The organism is Streptomyces wedmorensis (genome assembly GCF_000716445.1).
GTDB lineage: Bacteria > Actinomycetota > Actinomycetes > Streptomycetales > Streptomycetaceae > Streptomyces > Streptomyces wedmorensis.
In genome coordinates, this window is the sequence record NZ_JNWK01000089.1 from 1 (window position 1) to 20,046 (window position 20,046).

Annotated in this window: 17 protein-coding genes; 10 read left to right on the forward strand and 7 right to left on the reverse strand. The window is 72.0% G+C overall.

Going from position 1 to position 20,046, the window contains the following annotated elements:
- The 4 genes from OO54_RS38655 to icmA all read left to right on the forward strand — a co-directional run.
- Positions 1–1,258, forward strand: a 1,258-nt coding sequence (locus OO54_RS38655) for an MFS transporter (RefSeq protein ID WP_033211894.1), incomplete at its 5' end; no start/stop codon positions are given.
- Between the two features lie 9 nt (positions 1,259–1,267).
- Complete coding sequence (locus OO54_RS38660) at positions 1,268–1,777, forward strand: MarR family winged helix-turn-helix transcriptional regulator (protein ID WP_017236097.1); 510 nt, start codon at positions 1,268–1,270, stop codon at positions 1,775–1,777.
- A 44-nt stretch (positions 1,778–1,821) separates the two neighbouring features.
- The gene (locus OO54_RS38665) at positions 1,822–2,154 is read left to right on the forward strand and encodes a DUF3817 domain-containing protein (protein ID WP_033211896.1); all 333 of its coding nucleotides are present in this window, start codon (positions 1,822–1,824) and stop codon (positions 2,152–2,154) included.
- A gap of 72 nt (positions 2,155–2,226) precedes the next feature.
- Positions 2,227–3,927: a coenzyme B12-dependent isobutyryl-CoA mutase large subunit gene (icmA, locus tag OO54_RS38670; RefSeq protein ID WP_033211898.1), complete on the forward strand. Its 1,701-nt coding sequence runs from the start codon at positions 2,227–2,229 to the stop codon at positions 3,925–3,927.
- A gap of 62 nt (positions 3,928–3,989) precedes the next feature.
- Here the strand turns inward: icmA and OO54_RS38675 are convergent, their stop codons facing one another.
- Both OO54_RS38675 and OO54_RS38680 read right to left on the reverse strand, forming a co-directional pair.
- Positions 3,990–4,409, reverse strand: coding sequence for a PPOX class F420-dependent oxidoreductase (locus OO54_RS38675; RefSeq protein WP_078905582.1), 420 nt, complete (start codon positions 4,407–4,409; stop codon positions 3,990–3,992).
- Positions 4,410–4,444: 35 nt separating this feature from the next.
- On the reverse strand, positions 4,445–5,080 hold the full coding sequence (locus OO54_RS38680; protein WP_033211899.1) for a TetR/AcrR family transcriptional regulator: 636 nt from the start codon (positions 5,078–5,080) through the stop codon (positions 4,445–4,447).
- A gap of 321 nt (positions 5,081–5,401) precedes the next feature.
- On the opposite strand from OO54_RS38680, the gene OO54_RS38685 reads away from it, so the two are divergent.
- The 4 genes from OO54_RS38685 (at position 5,402) to OO54_RS38700 (ending at position 9,570) form a co-directional block, all read left to right on the forward strand.
- A complete protein-coding gene (locus OO54_RS38685) occupies positions 5,402–6,367 on the forward strand; it encodes a tetratricopeptide repeat protein (protein WP_033211900.1) in 966 nt (321 codons plus the stop codon).
- Positions 6,368–6,972: 605 nt separating this feature from the next.
- Positions 6,973–7,635, forward strand: coding sequence for a DUF6230 family protein (locus tag OO54_RS38690; protein ID WP_033211901.1), 663 nt, complete (start codon positions 6,973–6,975; stop codon positions 7,633–7,635).
- Between the two features lie 104 nt (positions 7,636–7,739).
- The gene (locus tag OO54_RS38695) at positions 7,740–8,291 is read left to right on the forward strand and encodes a DUF6114 domain-containing protein (protein ID WP_033211902.1); all 552 of its coding nucleotides are present in this window, start codon (positions 7,740–7,742) and stop codon (positions 8,289–8,291) included.
- Entirely contained in the window at positions 8,281–9,570 is a 1,290-nt protein-coding gene (locus OO54_RS38700) for a hypothetical protein (protein WP_033211903.1), read from the forward strand. Before OO54_RS38695 ends, OO54_RS38700 begins: the two co-directional genes overlap by 11 nt.
- A gap of 70 nt (positions 9,571–9,640) precedes the next feature.
- On the opposite strand, the gene pyk is transcribed toward OO54_RS38700, so the two are convergent.
- The 3 genes from pyk to pta form a co-directional block, all read right to left on the reverse strand.
- Positions 9,641–11,071 (reverse strand): pyruvate kinase, encoded by a 1,431-nt coding sequence (pyk, locus tag OO54_RS38705; protein ID WP_033211907.1) that lies wholly within the window; start codon positions 11,069–11,071, stop codon positions 9,641–9,643.
- Between the two features lie 82 nt (positions 11,072–11,153).
- Positions 11,154–12,419: an acetate kinase gene (locus OO54_RS38710; RefSeq protein WP_033211909.1), complete on the reverse strand. Its 1,266-nt coding sequence runs from the start codon at positions 12,417–12,419 to the stop codon at positions 11,154–11,156.
- Entirely contained in the window at positions 12,416–14,506 is a 2,091-nt protein-coding gene (gene pta / locus OO54_RS38715) for a phosphate acetyltransferase (RefSeq protein ID WP_033211910.1), read from the reverse strand. Before pta ends, OO54_RS38710 begins: the two co-directional genes overlap by 4 nt.
- A gap of 302 nt (positions 14,507–14,808) precedes the next feature.
- Between pta and OO54_RS38720 the strand changes: the two genes are divergently transcribed.
- Both OO54_RS38720 and OO54_RS38725 read left to right on the forward strand, forming a co-directional pair.
- Positions 14,809–15,834, forward strand: coding sequence for an ATP-dependent 6-phosphofructokinase (locus tag OO54_RS38720; protein ID WP_033211911.1), 1,026 nt, complete (start codon positions 14,809–14,811; stop codon positions 15,832–15,834).
- A 350-nt stretch (positions 15,835–16,184) separates the two neighbouring features.
- Positions 16,185–17,279 (forward strand): helix-turn-helix domain-containing protein, encoded by a 1,095-nt coding sequence (locus OO54_RS38725; protein ID WP_033211913.1) that lies wholly within the window; start codon positions 16,185–16,187, stop codon positions 17,277–17,279.
- A 25-nt stretch (positions 17,280–17,304) separates the two neighbouring features.
- Here the strand turns inward: OO54_RS38725 and OO54_RS38730 are convergent, their stop codons facing one another.
- Together OO54_RS38730 and OO54_RS38735 are read right to left on the reverse strand one after the other, a co-directional pair.
- Positions 17,305–18,921, reverse strand: a complete 1,617-nt coding sequence (locus OO54_RS38730) for a serine/threonine-protein kinase (protein WP_033211915.1) — start codon at positions 18,919–18,921, stop codon at positions 17,305–17,307.
- 134 nt (positions 18,922–19,055) lie between these two features.
- On the reverse strand, positions 19,056–19,796 hold the full coding sequence (locus OO54_RS38735; RefSeq protein WP_033211917.1) for a tyrosine-protein phosphatase: 741 nt from the start codon (positions 19,794–19,796) through the stop codon (positions 19,056–19,058).
- Positions 19,797–20,046 lie beyond the last annotated feature (250 nt).

The window sequence follows — 20,046 nt, forward strand, 5'->3', positions numbered from 1 at the left end:
GCCCACCCCCGCACCCGCCCCCGAGCCGTCCGCGCCCGCCGCACCCAGCCCCGGTTACCGGGCCGTGTTCGCCGTGCGGGAGTTCCGGTTCGTGTTCGTGGCGCACCTGTTCTCGCTGGTCGGCGTCGTCGTCAGCGAGCTGGCGCTGACGGTGCTCGTGTACGACCTGACACGGTCGCCGCTGCTGTCCTCGCTCACGTTCGCGCTCGGGTTCCTGCCGTACCTCGTCGGCGGCACGCTGCTCGCCGGGCTGACCGACCGGCTGCCGCCCCGGCGGATCCTCGTCGTCTGCGACCTCGTCTGCGCGACCTGCGTCGCCGCGATGGTGGTCCCGGCGACCCCCGTCGCCGTCCTGCTGGCACTGCGCTGCGCGATCGCCGTCGTCTCGCCCGTCTTCAACGGCACCCGGATGGCGACCCTCGCGGACATCCTCGGCGAGGGCGACCTCTTCGTCCTCGGCCGCTCGCTGCTGCGGATCGTCTCGCAGAGCGCCCTGCTGACCGGCTTCGCCGTCGGCGGCGTCCTGCTCACCGCCGTACCGCCGCGCGGCGCCCTCGCGGTCACCGCCACCACCTTCGTCGTCTCCGCGCTGCTGCTGCGCTTCGGCACCGTCCGCCGTCCCGCCCGGGCCGGCAAGGAGACGCGGAGCGGGTTGTCGGGCACCTGGGCCGTCCTGCGCGACCGGCGGGTGCGGGCCCTGATGCTGATGTTCTGGGTGCCGCCGCTCTTCGCCGTCGTGCCCGAGGCGCTCGCCGCGCCCTACGCCGACGAGATCGGCGTCTCCACCGCCGCCCTCGGTCTGCTGATGTGCGCGCTGCCCGTCGGCACCATCGCGGGCGAGCTCTTCGCCGGTTCGTTCCTGAGCGCGGCGACCCGCTCCCGCGTCGTGGTGCCGCTCGCGGTGGTGAGCGTCCTGCCCTACCTCCTGTACGCCCCCCGGCCGGGCCTGGTCCTCGCGGCCCTCGCGCTGTTCCTGGCCGGCGCCACCGGCGCGTACACCCTCGGCCTCGACGCCTGGTTCGTCGCCGCCGTCCCCGAGGAGCAGCGGGGGAGGGCCATGACACTGATGACGGCGGGCATGATGACCGTCCAGGGCGTCGGCATGGCCGGTGCCGGGATCGCGGCCGAGTTCGCGTCCGTCCACACGGTCGTCGCGGGCGCGGGAGTGCTCGGCACGGCCTGTGTCGTCGCCGTCGTCGCGGAGCTGCGGGCGACCGAAGTACGAGACGGGGCTGACCGGCATATGACCAGTCGGTAAGGTCGACGCGTGCCGAAGCCGCTCAGTCTCCCCTTCGACCCCATCGCACGCGCCGACGAACTCTGGCAGAAGCGCTGGGGTCCGGTCCCCTCGATGGCCGCGATCACCTCGATCATGCGCGCCCACCAGATCCTCCTCGCGGAGGTCGACGCCGTCGTCAAGCCGTACGGGCTGACCTTCGCGCGGTACGAGGCCCTGGTGCTGCTCACCTTCTCCAAGGCGGGGGAGCTGCCGATGTCCAAGATCGGCGAGCGGCTGATGGTCCACCCCACCTCGGTGACGAACACGGTGGACCGGCTCGTGAAGTCCGGCCTCGTGGCCAAGCGCCCCAACCCCAACGACGGCCGCGGCACCCTCGCCTCCATCACCGAGAAGGGCCGCGAGGTCGTCGAGTCCGCGACCCGCGACCTGATGGAGATGGACTTCGGCCTCGGGGCCTACGACGCCGAGGAGTGCGCCGAGATCTTCGCGATGCTGCGCCCGCTGCGGGTCGCGGCGGACGACTTCGAGGAGAAGTAGCCCCCCACGTAGATCGCCCGGAACGTGCCGTTACGCTCGACGGCATGAAATCCAGCGTGCTGACCCGCTACCGCGTCATGGCCTATGTGACCGCGGTCATGCTCCTCATCCTGTGCGCGTGCATGGTCGCCAAGTACGGCTTCGGCGTCGGCGAGGACCTGACCTTCGCGGTCTCCCAGCTCCACGGCGTCCTCTACATCATCTACCTGGTGGTCGCCTTCGACCTGGGCTCCAAGGCGAAGTGGCCGTTCGGGAAGCTGATCTGGATCCTGATCAGCGGCACCATCCCGACCGCCGCCTTCTTCGTCGAGCGCAAGGTCGTCGCCGAGACGCTGCCGCTGATCGCCGACGCGCGGCCGGAGCCGGTCAAGGCCTGACATCCCGCCTTCGCACCCATGTGCGGAGGTTCGTCACCGGCGTGCACGGGGACATCCCAGTAAATTCGGTGCATGGACGCTGACGCCATCGAGCAGGGCCGCCGCCGCTGGCAGGCCCGCTACGACAAGGCCCACAAGCGGGACGCCGACTTCACCACGCTCTCCGGGGACGCGGTGGAGCCGGTGTACGGGCCCCGCCCCGGCGACACCTACGAGGGGTTCGAGCGCATCGGCTGGCCCGGCGAGTACCCCTTCACCCGGGGCCTGCACCCGACCGGCTACCGGGGCCGGACCTGGACCATCCGCCAGTTCGCGGGGTTCGGGAACGCGGAGCAGACCAACGAGCGGTACAAGATGATCCTGGAGGCTGGCGGCGGCGGCCTCTCCGTCGCCTTCGACATGCCCACCCTCATGGGCCGGGACTCCGACGACCCCCGGGCCCTCGGCGAGGTCGGCCACTGCGGCGTCGCCGTCGACTCCGCCGCCGACATGGAGGTCCTCTTCAAGGACATCCCGCTCGGCGACGTCACCACCTCGATGACGATCTCCGGCCCCGCCGTGCCGGTCTTCTGCATGTACCTGGTGGCGGCCGAACGGCAGGGCGTCGACCCGGCCGTGCTCAACGGCACGCTCCAGACCGACATCTTCAAGGAGTACATCGCGCAGAAGGAGTGGCTCTTCGAGCCCGAGCCCCACCTGCGTCTCATCGGCGACCTCATGGAGCACTGCGCCCGGGACATCCCCGCGTACAAGCCGCTCTCCGTCTCCGGCTACCACATCCGCGAGGCCGGGGCTACGGCCGCGCAGGAGCTCGCGTACACGCTCGCCGACGGCTTCGGCTACGTCGAGCTGGGCCTCAGCCGCGGCCTGGACGTGGACGTCTTCGCGCCCGGCCTTTCCTTCTTCTTCGACGCGCACCTCGACTTCTTCGAGGAGATCGCCAAGTTCCGCGCCGCCCGCCGCATCTGGGCCCGCTGGATGAAGGAGGTGTACGGCGCCAGGACCGACAAGGCCCAGTGGCTGCGCTTCCACACCCAGACCGCCGGCGTCTCCCTCACCGCGCAGCAGCCGTACAACAACGTCGTGCGGACCGCGGTCGAGGCCCTCTCCGCCGTCCTCGGCGGCACCAACTCCCTCCACACCAACGCCCTCGACGAGACCCTCGCGCTGCCCAGCGCGCAGGCCGCCGAGATCGCGCTCCGCACCCAGCAGGTGCTGATGGAGGAGACCGGCGTCGCCAACGTGGCCGACCCGCTGGGCGGTTCCTGGTACGTCGAGCAGCTCACCGACCGCATCGAGGCCGACGCCGAGAAGATCTTCGACCGGATCAAGGAGCGCGGCCGCCTCGCCCACCCCGACGGGCGCCACCCCGTCGGCCCGGTCACCTCCGGCATCCTGCGCGGCATCGAGGACGGCTGGTTCACCGGCGAGATCGCCGACGCGGCCTTCCGGTACCAGCGGTCCCTGGAGAAGGGCGACAAGCGGGTCGTCGGCGTCAACGCCCACCACGGCTCGGTCACCGGCGACCTGGAGATCCTCCGCGTCAGCCACGAGGTCGAATGGGAGCAGGTCCGCGTCCTCGGCGAGCGCAAGGCGCGCCGTGACGACGCCAGGGTCCGCGCCTCGATCGACGCCATGCTGGCGGCGGCCCGCGACGGCTCGAACATGATCGTCCCGATGCTGGAGGCCGTACGGGCCGAGGCCACGCTCGGCGAGATCTGCGACGCGCTGCGCGACGAGTGGGGCGTCTACACGGAGCCCCCGGGCTTCTGATCCACCCGCACGCGAGAGGGGCGGTGCGGGACTCCCGCACCGCCCCTCTCGCGCGGGGTGACTTACTTCGCGGCCGTGCCGAGGATCTTCGCCGGGGTGATCCGGACCACCACCCGGACCTCCTCCGGCGGCAGCTCCAGGTACTCCCGGCCGGCGCCCTCGCCCTCGTAGCTCTCCGCGAGCGACACGGCCAGCGCGCGGCCGGTGTCCTCGGTGACCGTCGCGGTGCCCCGTATCTCCGCGTAGCGGAGCGGGTCGTGGCGGTCGTGGACGGTGAGGCTGACCCGGGCGTCGGCCCGGATGTTCTTGATCTTGCGGCGGCCGTCCTGGCTGGAGATCAGGAGCTCGTCGCCGTCGCGGCCGACCCACACCACCGAGGTCTGCGGTGAGCCGTCGGGCTGGATCGTGGCCAGTACGGCCGGGTTGACATCGTCGAGCAGCGCGCGGACGGAGTCCGTGAGTTGAGTCGTCACGGCCGCCACCGTAGGGCGTGGCCGGTGGAACGCGCCCGCCGGTTTCAGCCGCCGACCGCCGCCGCTGCGCCCAGGCCGCCCACCAGGAGGGCGGAGAGGCGAGCCACCCACGGGGCGTCGACCGGTTCGGCGCTCACCAGCGCGCGGTGGACGACCGCGCCCGCGATGACATCGAAGATCAGGTCGTCGGTGGCGTCCGTGGCGACCGGGTCGCGGTGCGCCGGGAGTTCACCGCGCTGCTGCGCCCGCTCGCGGCCCGCGAGCACCAGCCGCTTCTGGCGGTCGACGATCGAGGCGCGGATGCGTTCGCGCAGCGGTTCGTCGCGGGTGGACTCGGCGACCACGGCCATCAGGGCCGTCTTGGTCTCGGGCCGTTCGAGGAGCGCCGCGAACTGGAGGACGACGTGCTCGATGTCGGCCTGGAGGGAACCCAGGTCGGGCAGTTCGAGTTCGTCGAAGAGGACGGCGACGGCGTCCACCACGAGTTCGTTCTTGTTGGCCCAGCGGCGGTAGAGGGTCGTCTTCGCAACCCCGGCGCGGCCGGCGACGTCCCCCATTGTGAGCTTGGACCAGCCCAGCTCGACCAGAGCGGCCCGGGTGGCCTCCAGGATGGCCGTGTCGGCCTCGGTGGAGCGGGGGCGCCCGGTACGACTGTTGCGCGGGTTGGTGCGGCTACACATGGAAACCGACCATACCCGCCGGTAGGTATCGCGCCAGGGGCGTGCGGTGTGAGGCAGTTCACCGCGCGGATCGCGCTCCGGCCCTCCCGTCGGCTCCCTCCGCGGAGATACGCTACGACCTGTAGCGAAAGGCATTGAGCGGCCTGAGCGACAACCAAGAGCCGGGTGGGGACCCGGCGGCTCATCGGGTGGGGACCCGATGGCGAACGAAGACGAAGGACCGTGTCGTCCACACGTCTCGCAAACCGGCGGGAGACGCGTGGACGGCGCGGTTCGGCCATGGCTTACCGGTTACGCGCGCGGAAGGGGGAGGATGTACTCATGCAGCCCCGAAACATGTCCATGAGCGGCGTCGTCGACCTCGCCGCGGTGAAGGCGGCCGGAGAGGCCAAGGCCAAGGCGGAGCAGGTGCGCGCCGAAGCCGCCCGGCAGGGTGGTTCCGCCGCGGTGCCCCCGTCCGCCCTGGTGATCGACGTCGACGAGGCGGGCTTCGAGCGCGACGTGCTCCAGCGCTCCGCCGAGGTTCCGGTCGTCCTCGACTTCTGGGCCGAGTGGTGCGAGCCGTGCAAGCAGCTCGGCCCCCTCCTGGAGCGGCTGGCCGTCGAGTACAACGGCCGCTTCCTGCTCGCGAAGATCGACGTCGACGCCAACCAGATGCTGATGCAGCAGTTCGGCATCCAGGGAATTCCGGCCGTTTTCGCGGTGGTCGCCGGCCAGGCGCTGCCGCTCTTCCAGGGTGCGGTGCCCGAGGGGCAGATCCGCGAGACCCTCGACCAGCTGATCCAGATCGGCGAGGAGCGCTTCGGCCTCACCGGCATCGCCGTGGACGCGGACGCCGACGGCTCGGCTCCCGCCGCGCGCCCCGCCGGCCCGTACGACGCGCTGCTCGAGGCGGCCATGTCCGCGCTCGACGCGGGCGACCTGGCCGGTGCCGTCCAGGCGTACAAGAACGTGCTCGCCGACGACCCGGCGCACCCCGAGGCCAAGCTCGGCCTGGCCCAGGCCGAACTCCTCCAGCGGGTGCAGGACCTCGACCCGGGTGTCGTCCGTAAGAACGCGGCGGACAACCCGTCCGACGTGGCCGCGCAGATCGCCGCCGCCGACCTCGACCTGGTGGGCGGTCACGTCCAGGACGCCTTCGGGCGTCTGGTGGAGACCGTGCGCCGTACGGCCGGCGAGGACCGGGACGCGGCGCGGCTGCGGCTCCTGGAGCTTTTCGAGGTGATCGGCGCCGACGACCCGCGCGTGACGGCGGGCCGCCAGGCCCTCGCCCGCGTGCTGTTCTGAGGTCTTTCCCGTCCCCTTGACGGGCGCCGGATCGTCGGACGATTTGGCGACAGAGCGACAGAAGGCGGCCGCGCTTTACCAAAACTTGGTAATCGCGGCCGCTGTTACTTGCAGTAAATCGAACCCGTGATTCTGTCCGGATTCTTACGGCAATCCCCTGATATCAGCGGTCACTTGACCGCACCCTGCGTGCCCGTTCGGCGCCGCCTCGCCATCGCCTGGTTATCCACCCGTTACTAGCGAGTAACGAACCCCCTTGTGCGGGGGGCCGGAATGGACCACGATCGGCGACGCTCGGTCCGAACCGCACCACCCCCGGCAAACCAACCGGGAACGCGGCGAAGGTCCCCACCGGGCGGACCGGTGCCCCGGTACCGGTCGTGGACAGGGGGGTTCCCGCTCTCACCGAGTGGGGCCTGTCCAACTCAGGCCACGCGAAACGCGTGGCCCATGGTTGTCGCTCGGGGGTGATCGCCGGTGATTCGGACGCGCAGCGCGCCGCCCGATGCCTCGGCGCTCTCCTTCCCGAGGACGTAGCTCTTCTCCCATCCCAGGACGGGCCCCTGGCCCTTCCGGAGATGTACGTCCGAGAAGGAGGAATTCTCATGAAGTCCCAGGTTCGTGGCGGAACCAGGTGGAAGCGGTTCGCCGTCGTCATGGTCCCGAGCGTGGCCGCGACGGCCGCGATCGGCGTCGGCCTGGCCCAGGGTGCGCTCGCGGCGTCGTTCGCGATCTCCGGCCAGGAGTTCAAGGTCTCCACCGACAAGCTCGAGGGCACCGAGTTCGTCCAGTACGGCAGCGTCGCCAAGGGCAAGAAGCTGGACGGCACGCCGTTCGGCGCCCCGGTCGCGGTCTCCGGCTTCGACACCGCCAAGATCACCAACATGTGCCAGTCCGTCGTGACCCCGGTTCCGGGCCTCGGCGACATCACCCTCCGCCTGGAGGCCGGCACGCAGGGCGCCTCCGACCCCGACAAGCGGGTCGACGCCAAGGAGCTCTACCTCGACGTCTCGTACCTCGAGGCCGACGCCGAGTTCAAGCAGATCGACATCGGCGTCGCCGCCGGCTCCCTCCCGAAGCACGCGGACGGCCAGGGCATCCAGCCCAACACCCAGGCCAACGAGAACGGCTTCGCGCAGCGCGCCGACAGCGTCACGCTGACCAAGGTCAAGCAGAAGGCGTGGGCCACCACGGCCGCCACCTTCAAGCTCCCCGACCTGAGCCTGTCCCTTCACCGGGGCACCTCGAAGGAGTGCTTCCAGGGCTGATCCGGCCCCAGGGTGCGGGCCGCTCCGGCGGCCCGTACCCGCTCCGGGGCACGGCCCCGCTTCGTACCTCTTCTCAGCAACACCGCTTCCAGGGAGCTGTTTCCATGAGCGCCGAGACCCCTGCCTCCCACGGAGTCCCCCAGCAGGACAACCGGTTCAAGGTCTGGCGGCAGACCCGGCCCTTCTGGGCGGGCCTGTTCACCATCCTCGGTGGTGTGCCGATCGCCTACCTTCCCTACGGGGACATGAGACTCGGCAACATCACCATGGCGATGAAGACGACCGCCGGATCCGGCGCGCTGATCATCGGCGTCCTGCTCATCACGCTCGGCCTGACGATGTGGTACCAGCCCATCGTCCGGGTCTTCGCCGGTGTCGCGACGATCGTGCTGGGACTGGTCTCCATTCCCGTGTCGAACTTCGGCGGTCTCCTCATCGGATTCCTGCTCTCCCTCGTCGGAGGCGGCATGTCCATCGCCTGGGCACCCGCGCCGCCGGTCGAGGAGGTCTTCGAAGCCGAAGGCGACGAGCAGCCGGAGGAGTCCGCCGAGACCGAGGCCCTGTACGCCCCCGGCGTCCCGGAGCAGCGCGAGGCGGAGCACCACCTGACCGAAACGACGATCGACGCCAACGGCGGGAGGAACAGTGCGGGGTGACGAGACTCAGTCGGCGCTCGCGAAGGGGGGCCCGCGGCACGCGGCCCCGCGCAAGACGCTGCTGAACAGGATCCAGGGCCCGGCGGGCAAGGCGATGGCGCTGGCCGCCATGCCGACCGCGGTGCTCGTGGGAATGGGCCTCGCGCCCAGCCCCGCCCTCGCCGACGAGAAGGACCTCCCCTTCGCCCCCGGCCCCTGCGTCACGCGCTCCGACGAGCCGACGCCGGAGGCCACGGAGACCGCGAAGCCGACCGAGACCGCCAAGCCGACGGCCACCCCCTCGGCCACGCCCTCCGGCACCCCGTCCACCACCGCCTCGCCGACGCCGACCGCGACGGCGACCGGGGACACGACCGCGCGGCAGACCCGGGAGCGGGCCGAGCAGCCGGCCGCGACGCCGTCCGCCACGCCCACGCCGACCGCCACGCCCACGCCGACGAAGTCCACCAACCCGCTGGACCCGCTGGGCTGGGGCGACGCCCTCAAGGACATCTTCGACGGCTCGGACCCGAAGCCGTCGGCCACGCCCACGACCGCGGCGCCGACGACCCAGGCCCCGATCGCGCCCGCGGCGGCCGACGACGCGCCGGCCGCGACGACCGCGCCGAAGCCGGCGGCCACGACGGCCAAGCCGGCCGACGAGCCCGCCACCGACCCGGCCGCCGACAAGACGAAGGCCGCGATCCGCGAGGCCGCCGAGAAGGCCGGTGTCGAGACCGCGGAGCTGCCGCAGAAGGCCAAGGGCCTCGACGTCACGGCGGACGAGGACATACCCGAGGGCGCCAAGCCCCGCTTCCCGTGCCCCGAGCGCGACGACGCGGCGCTCGCGGCGGCCGACCTGGAGCCCGGCATCGCCCTGCTCCCGGACGAGCCCTGGCGCCTGGAGAGCTCGCTGCTCACCCTCAAGGGCCTCAAGTACCACGGCATCGTCGAGGTGAAGACCTACGGCGGCAAGATCAAGAAGGTCCTGAAGTTCACCGCCACCGGCGTGGACATCAAGGACCTGCACCAGATGACGGACCACTCCGAGGGCCGTACGGCGCACGTCCGCTCCGCCAAGGGCTCGACGTCCACCATCACCGACGGCACGGTCACGATGTACACGGAGGAGCTGAAGGGCAACCTCCTCGGCATCATCCCGATCACCTTCGGCCCGGAGTCCCCGCCCCCGCTGGACCTTCCGTACGTCTTCTTCACCAACGTGAAGCTCAAGCAGGCCGGCCAGTTCGGCGGCACGCTCAGGGTCGAGGGCCTCCGCAACACGGTCGAGCCGAGCTGACCCCCGTACCACTCCGGGAGCCGCACACGACGAAGCCCCCGTCCGCACCGGACGGGGGCTTCGTCGTGTCTCAGGCGGTCTCGGTGCCGCCGAGGTGGTGGACGCGCACCATGTTGGTGGTGCCGGGGACGCCGGGGGGCGAGCCGGCGGTGATGACCATGGTGTCACCGGCGTTGTAGCGCTGGAGCTTGAGGAGCTCGGCGTCCACGATGTCGACCATGGCGTCCGTGGTCTCCACGAACGGGACGAGGAAGGACTCCACGCCCCAGCTCAGGGTGAGCTGGTTGCGGGTGCCCTCGTCCGTGGTGAAGGCGAGGATCGGCTGCTGCGTGCGGTAGCGGGAGAGACGGCGGGCCGTGTCGCCGGACTGGGTGAAGGCGATCAGCGCCTTGCCGTCCAGGAAGTCCGCGATCTCGCAGGCCGCGCGGGCGACGGAGCCGCCCTGGGTGCGCGGCTTCTTGCCCGGGACCAGCGGCTGGAGGCCCTTGGCGAGCAGCTCCTCCTCGGCCGCGGCGACGATCTTCGACATCGTCTTCACGGTCTCGATCGGGTACGCGCCGACCGAGGACTCCGCCGACAGCATGACCGCGTCCGCGCCGTCCAGGATCGCGTTGGCGACGTCGCTCGCCTCGGCGCGGGTCGGCCGGGAGTTGGTGATCATCGACTCCATCATCTGGGTGGCGACGATGACCGGCTTGGCGTTGCGGCGGCACATCTCCACGAGGCGCTTCTGCACCATCGGGACCTTCTCCAGCGGGTACTCCACCGCGAGGTCGCCACGGGCCACCATGACCGCGTCGAAGGCGGCGACGACGTCCGCCATGTTCTCGACGGCCTGCGGCTTCTCCACCTTGGCGATGACGGGGACCCGACGGCCCTCCTCGTCCATCACCTTGTGGACGTCCTTGACGTCGTTCGCGTCGCGGACGAAGGACAGGGCGACCATGTCGCAGCCCATCCGGAGCGCGAAGCGGAGGTCGTCGACGTCCTTCTCCGACAGCGCGGGCACGTTGACGGCCGCGCCGGGCAGGTTGATGCCCTTGTGGTCGGAGATGACACCGCCCTCGACGACGATGGTCTTGACGCGGGGGCCGTCGACCTCGACGACCCGCAGCTCGACGTTGCCGTCGTTGATCAGGACCTGGTCGCCCTTGGAGACGTCGCCCGGGAGGCCCTTGTAGGTGGTGCCGCAGATCGACTTGTCACCGGGGACGTCGTCGGTGGTGATGGTGAACTCGTCACCGCGCACCAGCTCGACCGGTCCCTCGGCGAAGGTCTCGAGGCGGATCTTCGGGCCCTGGAGGTCGGCGAGGACGCCGACGGCGCGCCCGGTGTCCGCGGAGACCTGCCGGACGCGGTCGTACCGCTCCTGGTGCTCTGCCTGGGATCCGTGGCTGAAGTTGAATCGGGCCACGTTCATGCCGGCCTCGATGAGAGCCTTCAGCTGCTCATACGAGTCGACGGCGGGGCCCAGCGTGCAGACGATTTTGGAACGGCGCATGAGGCGGATCCTATCGGTTTGTTTCACTGCGGAATATTCCGTCTGGCGGAAAGTACAAATGGGCGCGGGCCCGCTCAGGCGTTCACTCGTTCGAGCTCCCGAGGGCGAGAACGAGCGCGTGGCTCTGGCGCGCGATCTCCAGCTCCTCGTCCGTCGGCACCACGGCCACGGCCACCCGCGCGTAGTTCGGCGAGATGATCCGCGCCTCGTCGGAACGTACGGAGTTGAGGTCCGCGTCCACCGCGAGCCCGAGCTCCTCCAGGCCCGCGATCGCAGCCTCCCGCACCGGGGCCGCGTTCTCGCCGACCCCCGCCGTGAACGCCACCGCGTCCACCCGGCCGAGCACCGCGTAGTACGCGCCGATGTACTTCTTCAGACGGTGGATGTACACGTCGAAGGCGAGCGCCGCCCGCTCGTCGCCCTCGTCGATCCGGCGACGGATCTCCCGCATGTCGTTGTCGCCGCAGAGTCCCACCAGGCCCGACTTCTTGTTCAGCAGCACGTCGATCTCGTCCGCCGACATGCCCGCCACCCGCTTGAGGTGGAAGGTGACCGCCGGGTCGATGTCGCCCGAGCGGGTGCCCATCACCAGGCCCTCCAGGGGCGTCAGGCCCATCGAGGTGTCCACGCACCGGCCGCCCGCCACCGCCGAGGCGGACGCGCCGTTGCCCAGGTGCAGCACGATCACGTTCACCTCCTCCGGCGTCTTGCCGAGGAGCTTCGCCGTCTCGCGCGACACGTAGGCGTGGGACGTGCCGTGGAAGCCGTACCGCCGGATCCGGTGCGCGTCGGCGGTCTCCACGTCGATCGCGTACCGGGCGGCCGCCTCCGGCATCGTCGTGTGGAACGCGGTGTCGAAGACCGCCACCTGCGGCAGGTCGGGACGGAGCGCCATCGCCGTACGGATGCCGATGAGGTTCGCCGGATTGTGCAGCGGCGCCACCGGCACCAGCCGCTCGATCTCCGCGAGCACCTCGTCGTCGATGACCGTCGGCTGGGTGAACCGCAGCCCGCCGTGCACCACCCGGTGGCCGATCGCGGCCAGTTCGGGGGAGTCGAGGCCGAGCCCGTCCGCCGTCAGCTCCCCGGCGACCGCCTTCAGCGCGGCCGTGTGGTCGGCGATCGGACCGGTCGTCTCCCGCTTCGCGCCCCCGCCGCCCTGCAGCGGGGTGTGCACCAGCCGGGAGGTCTCCTCGCCGATCCGCTCCACGAGCCCCTGCGCCAGACGGCTGTCGTCACGCATGTCGAGCAGCTGGTACTTCAGCGACGAGGAACCGGAGTTGAGGACGAGGACGCGGGTCGGCGCGGTGCCGGCGCCGGTCGCGGAGGTCTCGGATGCGGCGGTCATGCGGGGAGCTCCTGACCCTGGGAGGGGACCTGGGACTGGATCGCCGTGATGGCGACCGTGTTGACGATGTCGCTGACGAGCGCGCCCCGCGAGAGGTCGTTCACGGGCTTGCGCAGACCCTGGAGCACCGGACCGACGGCCACGGCGCCGGCCGAACGCTGCACGGCCTTGTAGGTGTTGTTGCCGGTGTTCAGGTCCGGGAAGATCAGGACGGACGCCTGCCCGGCCACCTCCGAATCCGGCAGCTTCGTCGCCGCCACCGACGGCTCGACGGCGGCGTCGTACTGGATCGGGCCCTCGATCCGCAGCTCCGGATGGGCCTCGCGGACCAGCTTGGTCGCCTCCCGCACCTTGTCGACGTCCGCGCCCGAGCCGGAGGTGCCCGTCGAGTACGAGAGCATCGCGATCCGCGGCTCCACCCCGAACCGGGCCGCGGTCGCCGCCGACTGGGCCGCGATGTCGGCGAGCTGCTCGGCGTCCGGGTCCGGGTTGACCGCGCAGTCGCCGTACACCAGGACCTTGTCGGCGAGGCACATGAAGAAGACCGAGGAGACGATCGAGGCGTCGGGCTTCGTCTTGATGATCTCGAAGGCGGGGCGGATCGTCGCCGCCGTCGAGTGCACCGAACCCGAGACCATGCCGTCGGCGAGACCCTCCTGGACCATCAGGGTGCCGAAGTAGTTGACGTCCGAGACGACGTCGTACGCGAGCTCGACGGTGACGCCCTTGTGGGCCCGCAGCGCCGCGTACTTCTCGGCGAAGGAGTCCCGCAGCTGCGAGGTCTGCGGGTCGATCAGCTGCGTGTCGCGCAGCTCCACGCTCAGGTCGGCCGCCTTCTTGCGGATCGTCTCCACGTCGCCGAGCAGCGTCAGGTCGCACACGTCCCGGCGGATCAGGACGTCGGCGGCGCGCAGCACCCGCTCCTCGGTGCCCTCGGGGAGCACCACCCGGCGCCGGTCCGCCCGCGCCTGTTCGAGCAGCTCGTGCTCGAACATCATCGGCGTGACCCGGCCGCTGCGGGCGACCGAGATCCGCTTGAGCAGGTCGGCGGTGTCGACGTGCCGCTCGAACAGGCCGAGGGCCGTCTCCGCCTTGCGCGGGGTGGCGGCGTTCAGCTTGCCTTCGAGGGAGAAGAGCTCGGCCGCCGTCGGGAAGCTGTTGCCGGGGACCGAGATGACCGGGGTGCCGGGCGCGAGGCGGGCCGCCAGGGTCAGGATCTCCTCGCTGGGCCGCTCGTCGAGGGTGAGCAGCACCCCGGCGATCGGCGGCGTGCCGGCCGAGTGGGCGGCGAGCGCTCCGATGACCAGGTCGGCCCGGTCCCCGGGGGTGACGACGAGGCAGCCGGGGGTCAGCGCGTTGAGGAAGTTCGGCAGCATCGCGCCGCCGAAGACGAAGTCCAGGGCGTCGCGCGCGAGGCCCGCGTCGTCGCCGAGGACGACGGAGGCGCCGAGCGCGTGGGTGATCTGGGCGACGGTGGGCGCGGCGAGCGCCGGCTCGTCGGGCAGTACGTAGCAGGGTACGGGGACCCGGGTCGCGAGCCGCTCCAGCGCCGCGAGGTCCTCGGGCGCCACCCGGTTGACGACCATCGCGAGCACGTCGCAGCCGAGTCCGTCGTAGGCCCGGAAGGCGTTGCGGGCCTCGGCCCGTACGGACTCCGCCGGCTGGCCCTTGCCCCCGACGACCGGTATGACGGAGGCGCCGAACTCGTTGGCCAGCCGGGCGTTGAGCGCGAGCTCGTCGGGGAGCTGCGTGGCGGCGAAGTCGGTGCCGAGGACCAGGACGACCTCGTACTCGCGGGCGACGGCGTGGAAGCGGTCGACGAGCTGCGAGACCAGCTCGTCGGTGCCCCGCTCGGCCTGGAGCGCCGAGGCCTCGTGATAGTCCATGCCGTAGACCGTCGAGGGGTCCTGCGTGAGCCGGTAGCGGGCCCGCAGCAGGTCGAAGAGGCGGTCGGGGCCGTCGTGCACCAGCGGACGGAACACCCCCACCCGGTCCACCTGGCGGGTGAGGAGCTCCATGACTCCCAGCTCGACGACCTGGCGGCCGTCTCCGCGGTCGATCCCGGTCACGTACACGCTGCGCGTCACGCCGTGGTCTCCTGTCCAGTCCTGCGGAAAGGGCCGAGCTGTGCCTCGCGGCACCTTCGCGGCCCGTGCGTCAATCGACAGTGCTCAGAAAGCCCCGTTAGGGCGGCATTACCCCCTTGACAATACCTCTGTGGATGGCTTAGTCGCCCGCCGGGCGAAGGGCCCGGAACCCCGGGACGAAAGGCCTCCGGAAGGCCGCCGGGAGGGACGCGCGGAATGCCGACGAGCGCGGCCGTCAGGTCCGTCGTGTGAGAATTGCCGAGGCTCACCAAGGACCGCGACCGAGCAGGAGACACAGCACGATGCGCATCGGAGTTCTCACCGCAGGCGGCGACTGCCCCGGCCTGAACGCAGTGATCCGGTCGGTCGTGCACCGGGCGCTGACCGGCCACGACGACGAAGTCATCGGCTTCGAGGACGGGTTCAAGGGTCTCCTCGACGGCCACTACCGCCCCCTCGACCTCAACGCCGTCAGCGGCATCCTGGCCCGCGGCGGCACCATCCTCGGCTCCGCCCGACTGGAGCGGAACCGGCTCCGCGAGGCCGCCGAGTCCGCCCCCGACCTGGCCCGGCAGTACGGCATCGACGTCCTCATCCCGATCGGCGGCGAGGGCACGCTGACCGCCGCCCGGATGCTCTCCGACGCCGGCATGCCGGTCGTCGGCGTCCCGAAGACGATCGACAACGACATCTCCTCCACGGACCGCACCTTCGGCTTCGACACCGCCGTCGGCGTCGCCACCGAGGCGATGGACCGCCTCAAGACCACCGCCGAGTCCCACCAGCGGGTCATGGTCGTCGAGGTGATGGGCCGCCACGCGGGCTGGATCGCCCTGGAGTCCGGCATGGCCGGCGGCGCCCACGGCATCTGCCTGCCCGAGCGGCCCTTCCAGGTCGACGACCTCGTCAAGATGGTCGAGGAGCGCTTCGCCCGAGGCAAGAAGTTCGCCGTCATCTGCGTCGCCGAGGGCGCGCACCCGGCCGAGGGCTCCATGGACTACCAGAAGGGTGAGATCGACCAGTTCGGTCACGAGCGCTTCCAGGGCATCGGCAACCAGCTCGCCGTCGAGCTGGAGCGGCGCCTCGGCAAGGAGGCCCGCCCCGTCATCCTCGGCCACGTCCAGCGCGGCGGCACACCGACCGCGTACGACCGGGTGCTCGCCACCCGTTTCGGCTGGCACGCGGTGGAGGCGGCGCACCGCGGCGACTTCGGCCGCATGACGGCCCTGCGCGGCACGAACGTCGAGATGGTGCCGCTCGCCGAGGCCGTGACCCGGCTCAAGACCGTCCCCGAGGACCGCATGCGCGAGGCCGAGTCCGTCTTCTGACCGGTTCACGGCTCCACCGGCCGGCGAGCCGTCCGACAGGGCCGAGGGGTGTCCTGTCGACCAGACCGGGCTCGTGGCCTGAACGACAGGACACCGCCTCGGGCCCACCGCCCTTCCCGTCGGGACTTCCGTCCCGACCTGTCCCGGATCCGTGCCGGGACCCTGGCGCCGAGGAGTGGCCCCGACCGTCCCCCCGTGGACGGTCGGGGCCACTCGTCTTGTGCGGGGCGTCAGCGGCGGCCCCCGCGGAATTGCCGGGTTCCACTCTTGAGTCCGGGCCCGAGATCAACAAGGCTTGGGGCCTGTCCCGGACATGTCCCAACCCCGTCCGGGGGAAGGGGGAGACGCGGATGACGCCGGGGGAACGGGCCCCTGACCCGCGGGAGGCACGGAACCCCGCCGAGTTCCTCGCGAGGCTCCAGGCACTCAAGGACTGGTCCGGCCTGACCTATCGCGACCTGTCCGCCCGCGCGGAGGAACGCGGCGACGTCCTGCCCCGCTCCACCATGGCCAACATGCTCGCCCGCCCCACCCTGCCCCGCGACGAGCTCCTGGCCGTCTTCGTCCGCGCGTGCGGCGTGCCGCCGGACGAACGGGAGACCTGGCGGACGGTACGGGCCGACCTCGCGCGCCGGAGGACGTACGACCCGGCACCCCCGGAGCCGGACGGCCCCGGCGGGGCCGCCCCGGCGGGGTCCGACGACCCGGCCGGGCAGGACGACGACCCGGCCGGGCAGGACGACGACCCGGCCGGGCAGGACGACGACCCGGCCGGGCAGGGCGAGGGCCCCGCACCCGCCTGGCCCGGTGAAACGGCGGATGCGGATGCGGATCCGGATGCGGCGGGTGGCGAGGCCGGGCCGCGGTCACGGATACGGCGGGCCGCCGTCGCCGCGGTCGCGCTGGCCGGGCTGGTGCTCGCCGGGGTGAGCGTCGTGGCCGTGCTCAAGGACGGGCACGGCGGGCACCCGCCGCGCACGGTCACCGCGCCGGCCGCCGGGGACGTACGCATCCGGGTGGTGGGCACCGACCACTGCCTGGGCGAGCGGCGCGGTTCGCGGACCGGCCAGATCCACCAGGTGCCGTGCGCCGGAGCGGGCGTGCCGCTGTACTCGCTGGCGGAGACCGCCGCCGGCCGGTGGAGGATCGTCTCGGACCACCCCGACTACGGCCCCGGCTGCTCCGGCATGCCCTCCGGCGGCCGGATACCCGCGGCGGCCTTCGAGGACTCCGAGTGCGGCGACCCCAGCCGGGTCGAGGAGTTCGCCCTGGAGCCGTACGGCACCCCCGTCGAGGGCTACCGGATCGTCCCGGTCGGCTCGGCGACCCCCGACAGTTGCGTCACGGTCACCGGCGACCGCGCGGCCGCCTGGGCCCGGCTCGCCCAGGCCCCCTGCGCGGCCGACGCCGCCGGCCAGCTCTTCGACTTCGACCGGCGCGACTGAGCGGGCGGGGCCGGCGGCCCCGCCCTCAGCGCAGGGAGGCGAGTGCGGTCTCGGCGATCCTCGTGGCCTCCGGTTCGCAGTCCTTCGCGGGGTCGGCGCCCTCACCGAAGGAGACCGCGGCGCGGACGACGAGGTTGCCGTCGCGGACGTGCAGGGAGCAGTCCTCGTAGGCCGACGTCTCCGCCCAGTACGCCTCGTCGCCGAAGGCGAGGCCGACGGGACGGCCGCCCGTCGACCGCTGCGCGAAATCGGCCCGCTGACGGTCGGTGGCCTCGCCCCTCGTGCCGGTGGGGAGCTTGAGGGTCCACCAGATCTCGGCGGTCCTGGTGCGCTTGTCCTTCGGGCCCTCGGCCCAGAAGCAGCGGGTCTCCGGGCCGTCGGCGCGCACGACGGAGAAGTCGCGTTCCGTCTCCCACTCGTAGGAGGCGAGCCGGAAGGACGACTCCGCGCAGGTGGGCAGCGTGCGGTAGGGGTCGTCGTCGGTCCTGAGCAGGAAGTAGCCGCCGACGCCCGTCCCCGCCACGGCGAGCAGCCCGGCGGCGACGAGCCCGAGCGTCCTCCCGAGCCGCCGCGGCCTCGGCGTCGGCGCGTCCGGCGCCGGGACACGGGCCGGTGCCGTGACGGTCGAGGCGGGGACCGGAGCGGGCACCGCGTCCCGGACCGTCTCCGGTGCGGGGGCGGGCGGTGCCGGCAGGCGCGTACCGGACGGCGGTTCGACGACCGTGGGTTCACGACCGGGAGCCTCGCCGAGCAACGCACCGATGCGGGACCGCTGTTCGGCGACCATGGCGTGCACCGCCGGGGGCCAGACGCGGGCGGCCGGGGCGACCGGGCCGAGCAGCTCGATCAGCCGGGCCGGGGCGGGCCGGGCGGCCGGGTCCTTCGCGAGGCACTCCTCGACGATCCCGCGCAGCCCCGCGGGCACCCGGCCCAGGTCGGGCACCCCGTGCACCACGTTGGAGAGGGTCCCGAAGGTGGAGGTGCCGGCGAAGGGGGACTCGCCGGTCAGTGCGAGGACCAGGATCGCGCCGAGCGAGAACACGTCGCTCGCGGGGGTGAGCTCCCGGCTCTCGGCCTGCTCGGGCGACATGAACGGCGGCGAGCCGATGACCCAGCCGGTCTGCGTCAGCCGCGTCGGCTCCGCGCCGCCCGGGTGCTGCGCCGCCCTCGCGATGCCGAAGTCGATGACCCGGACCCCGTCCTCCGCGAGCAGCACGTTCTCCGGTTTGAGGTCGCGGTGGATCAGCCCCACCCGGTGGATCTCGACGAGCGCCGTGGCCAGGCCCAGGGCGAGCCTGCGCACCGCGGACTCGGGCAGCGGGCCGGCCTCCCGGACCACCGACCCGAGCGAGGGTCCGATGACGAACACCGACGCCAGCCAGGGGAGTTCGGCGTCCGCGTCGGCGTCCATCACGGCCGCCGTGTACGCGCCGGACACCCGGCGGGAGGCGGCGACCTCGCGCCGGAAGCGGGCCCGGAAGTCGCCGTCGGTCGCGAACCGGGCGTGCACCAGCTTGACGGCCGCGAGCCGGCCGTCGTGGGCCGCGCCCAGGAGTACGCGGCCCATGCCGCCGTGGCCGAGTTCGGCGAGCAGCCGGTACGGGCCGACCCGGGTCACCTCGGAGTCGTCGAGCGGTTTCATCGCAAGCCCCCCACGGCGCCGCGGCGCCCTCTGTCCGTCCCGCCCGCCCGGCTCCCCGCCCTCCGCCGCGAGCGCGGCAAGATCCTACTGACCCGGGCGTCCCCCGGACGGGCAAGGGGCCGATCCGGACGGCCCTACGGTCCCTCGACCAGACGGGCCCTGAGTCGCACCACCACCGCCGGGTCGAGCCCGACGTGCCCGGTGACGTAGCCGTACACCGAGCCGTACCGCTCGCGCAGGTCCGCGAGGAAGAGCCGGATGATCTCGGCGGGGGCGCGGCCGTAGCCGGGCCAGCGCAGCTCGCGGCCCGGGTGGGTCGCGTGCCAGTCGGCGACGAGGCGCTCGGTGGCCAGCTCGGTGAGGGCGAAGTCGGCGAGGACGTCCTCGTCCGCGACGTCGAGGAGGCCGAGGACGACGGCGGCGAGCAGCCCCGTACGGTCCTTGCCCGAGGCGCAGTGGAAGACGAGCGGCCCGTCGGCCCCGGCGATGACCTCAAGGGCCGTACGCAGCTCCGCCGCCCCGTCCTCGGCGACCTCGGCGAACCGGTCGGCGAGGTAGCGCCACGGGTCGACGTCCGGGTCGATCTCCGCCTGGTCGTACGGGCGGTGCTCGATGGAGAGGTTGTGCCAGGCGACGCCCTCGGTCTCGGGCAGACGGCCCTTGGCGGCGATCTCCCACGGATAGCGCAGGTCGATCACGGTGCCGACGGCCAGCGCCCGGAACCGCTGCAGATCGGCCGGGTCGGCGTCCGCGAGCTTCGCGAGGGAGTCCGAGCGGTAGAGGGTCTCCCACCGCACGGTCCCCCCGTCGGCGGTCCGATAGCCGCCCAGATCACGGAAGTTGTGAAGCCGTTCGAAGGCTATGTGTCGTCTCACGGCCTCAATCTACGGCCCGGTAGGACTCTTGTGGTCTAGGGCCTGTCTGAAAATTCCCGTCGGGTCCGGCCCGCCCGGCACGCACGCTCGCCGCACGGCCGAAACGCCCCAGTAGCTCCGCTACGAGGGCCCCCCGGCCGCACGCCGATCGCACGCACCGAACGACCCGGCCTGATCCGACGCGAATTGTCAGACAGGCCCTAGTCTTCTGAGTCAGGAATTCTGTTCAGATATGAGGCGAGGCGTTCGA

Bases quoted from the DNA above. Each gene is read 5' to 3' on its own strand.
- OO54_RS38665 (WP_033211896.1), top strand. From the start codon at position 1,822: ATGAAATCCAGCGTGCTGACCCGCTACCGCGTCATGGCCTATGTGACC.
- icmA (WP_033211898.1), top strand. From the start codon at position 2,227: ATGGACGCTGACGCCATCGAGCAGGGCCGCCGCCGCTGGCAGGCCCGC.
- OO54_RS38680 (WP_033211899.1), bottom strand. From the start codon at position 5,080: ATGTGTAGCCGCACCAACCCGCGCAACAGTCGTACCGGGCGCCCCCGC.
- OO54_RS38685 (WP_033211900.1), top strand. From the start codon at position 5,402: ATGCAGCCCCGAAACATGTCCATGAGCGGCGTCGTCGACCTCGCCGCG.
- OO54_RS38690 (WP_033211901.1), top strand. From the start codon at position 6,973: ATGAAGTCCCAGGTTCGTGGCGGAACCAGGTGGAAGCGGTTCGCCGTC.
- OO54_RS38695 (WP_033211902.1), top strand. From the start codon at position 7,740: ATGAGCGCCGAGACCCCTGCCTCCCACGGAGTCCCCCAGCAGGACAAC.
- pyk (WP_033211907.1), bottom strand. From the start codon at position 11,071: ATGCGCCGTTCCAAAATCGTCTGCACGCTGGGCCCCGCCGTCGACTCG.
- OO54_RS38710 (WP_033211909.1), bottom strand. From the start codon at position 12,419: ATGACCGCCGCATCCGAGACCTCCGCGACCGGCGCCGGCACCGCGCCG.
- OO54_RS38720 (WP_033211911.1), top strand. From the start codon at position 14,809: ATGCGCATCGGAGTTCTCACCGCAGGCGGCGACTGCCCCGGCCTGAAC.
- OO54_RS38725 (WP_033211913.1), top strand. From the start codon at position 16,185: ATGACGCCGGGGGAACGGGCCCCTGACCCGCGGGAGGCACGGAACCCC.
- OO54_RS38730 (WP_033211915.1), bottom strand. From the start codon at position 18,921: ATGAAACCGCTCGACGACTCCGAGGTGACCCGGGTCGGCCCGTACCGG.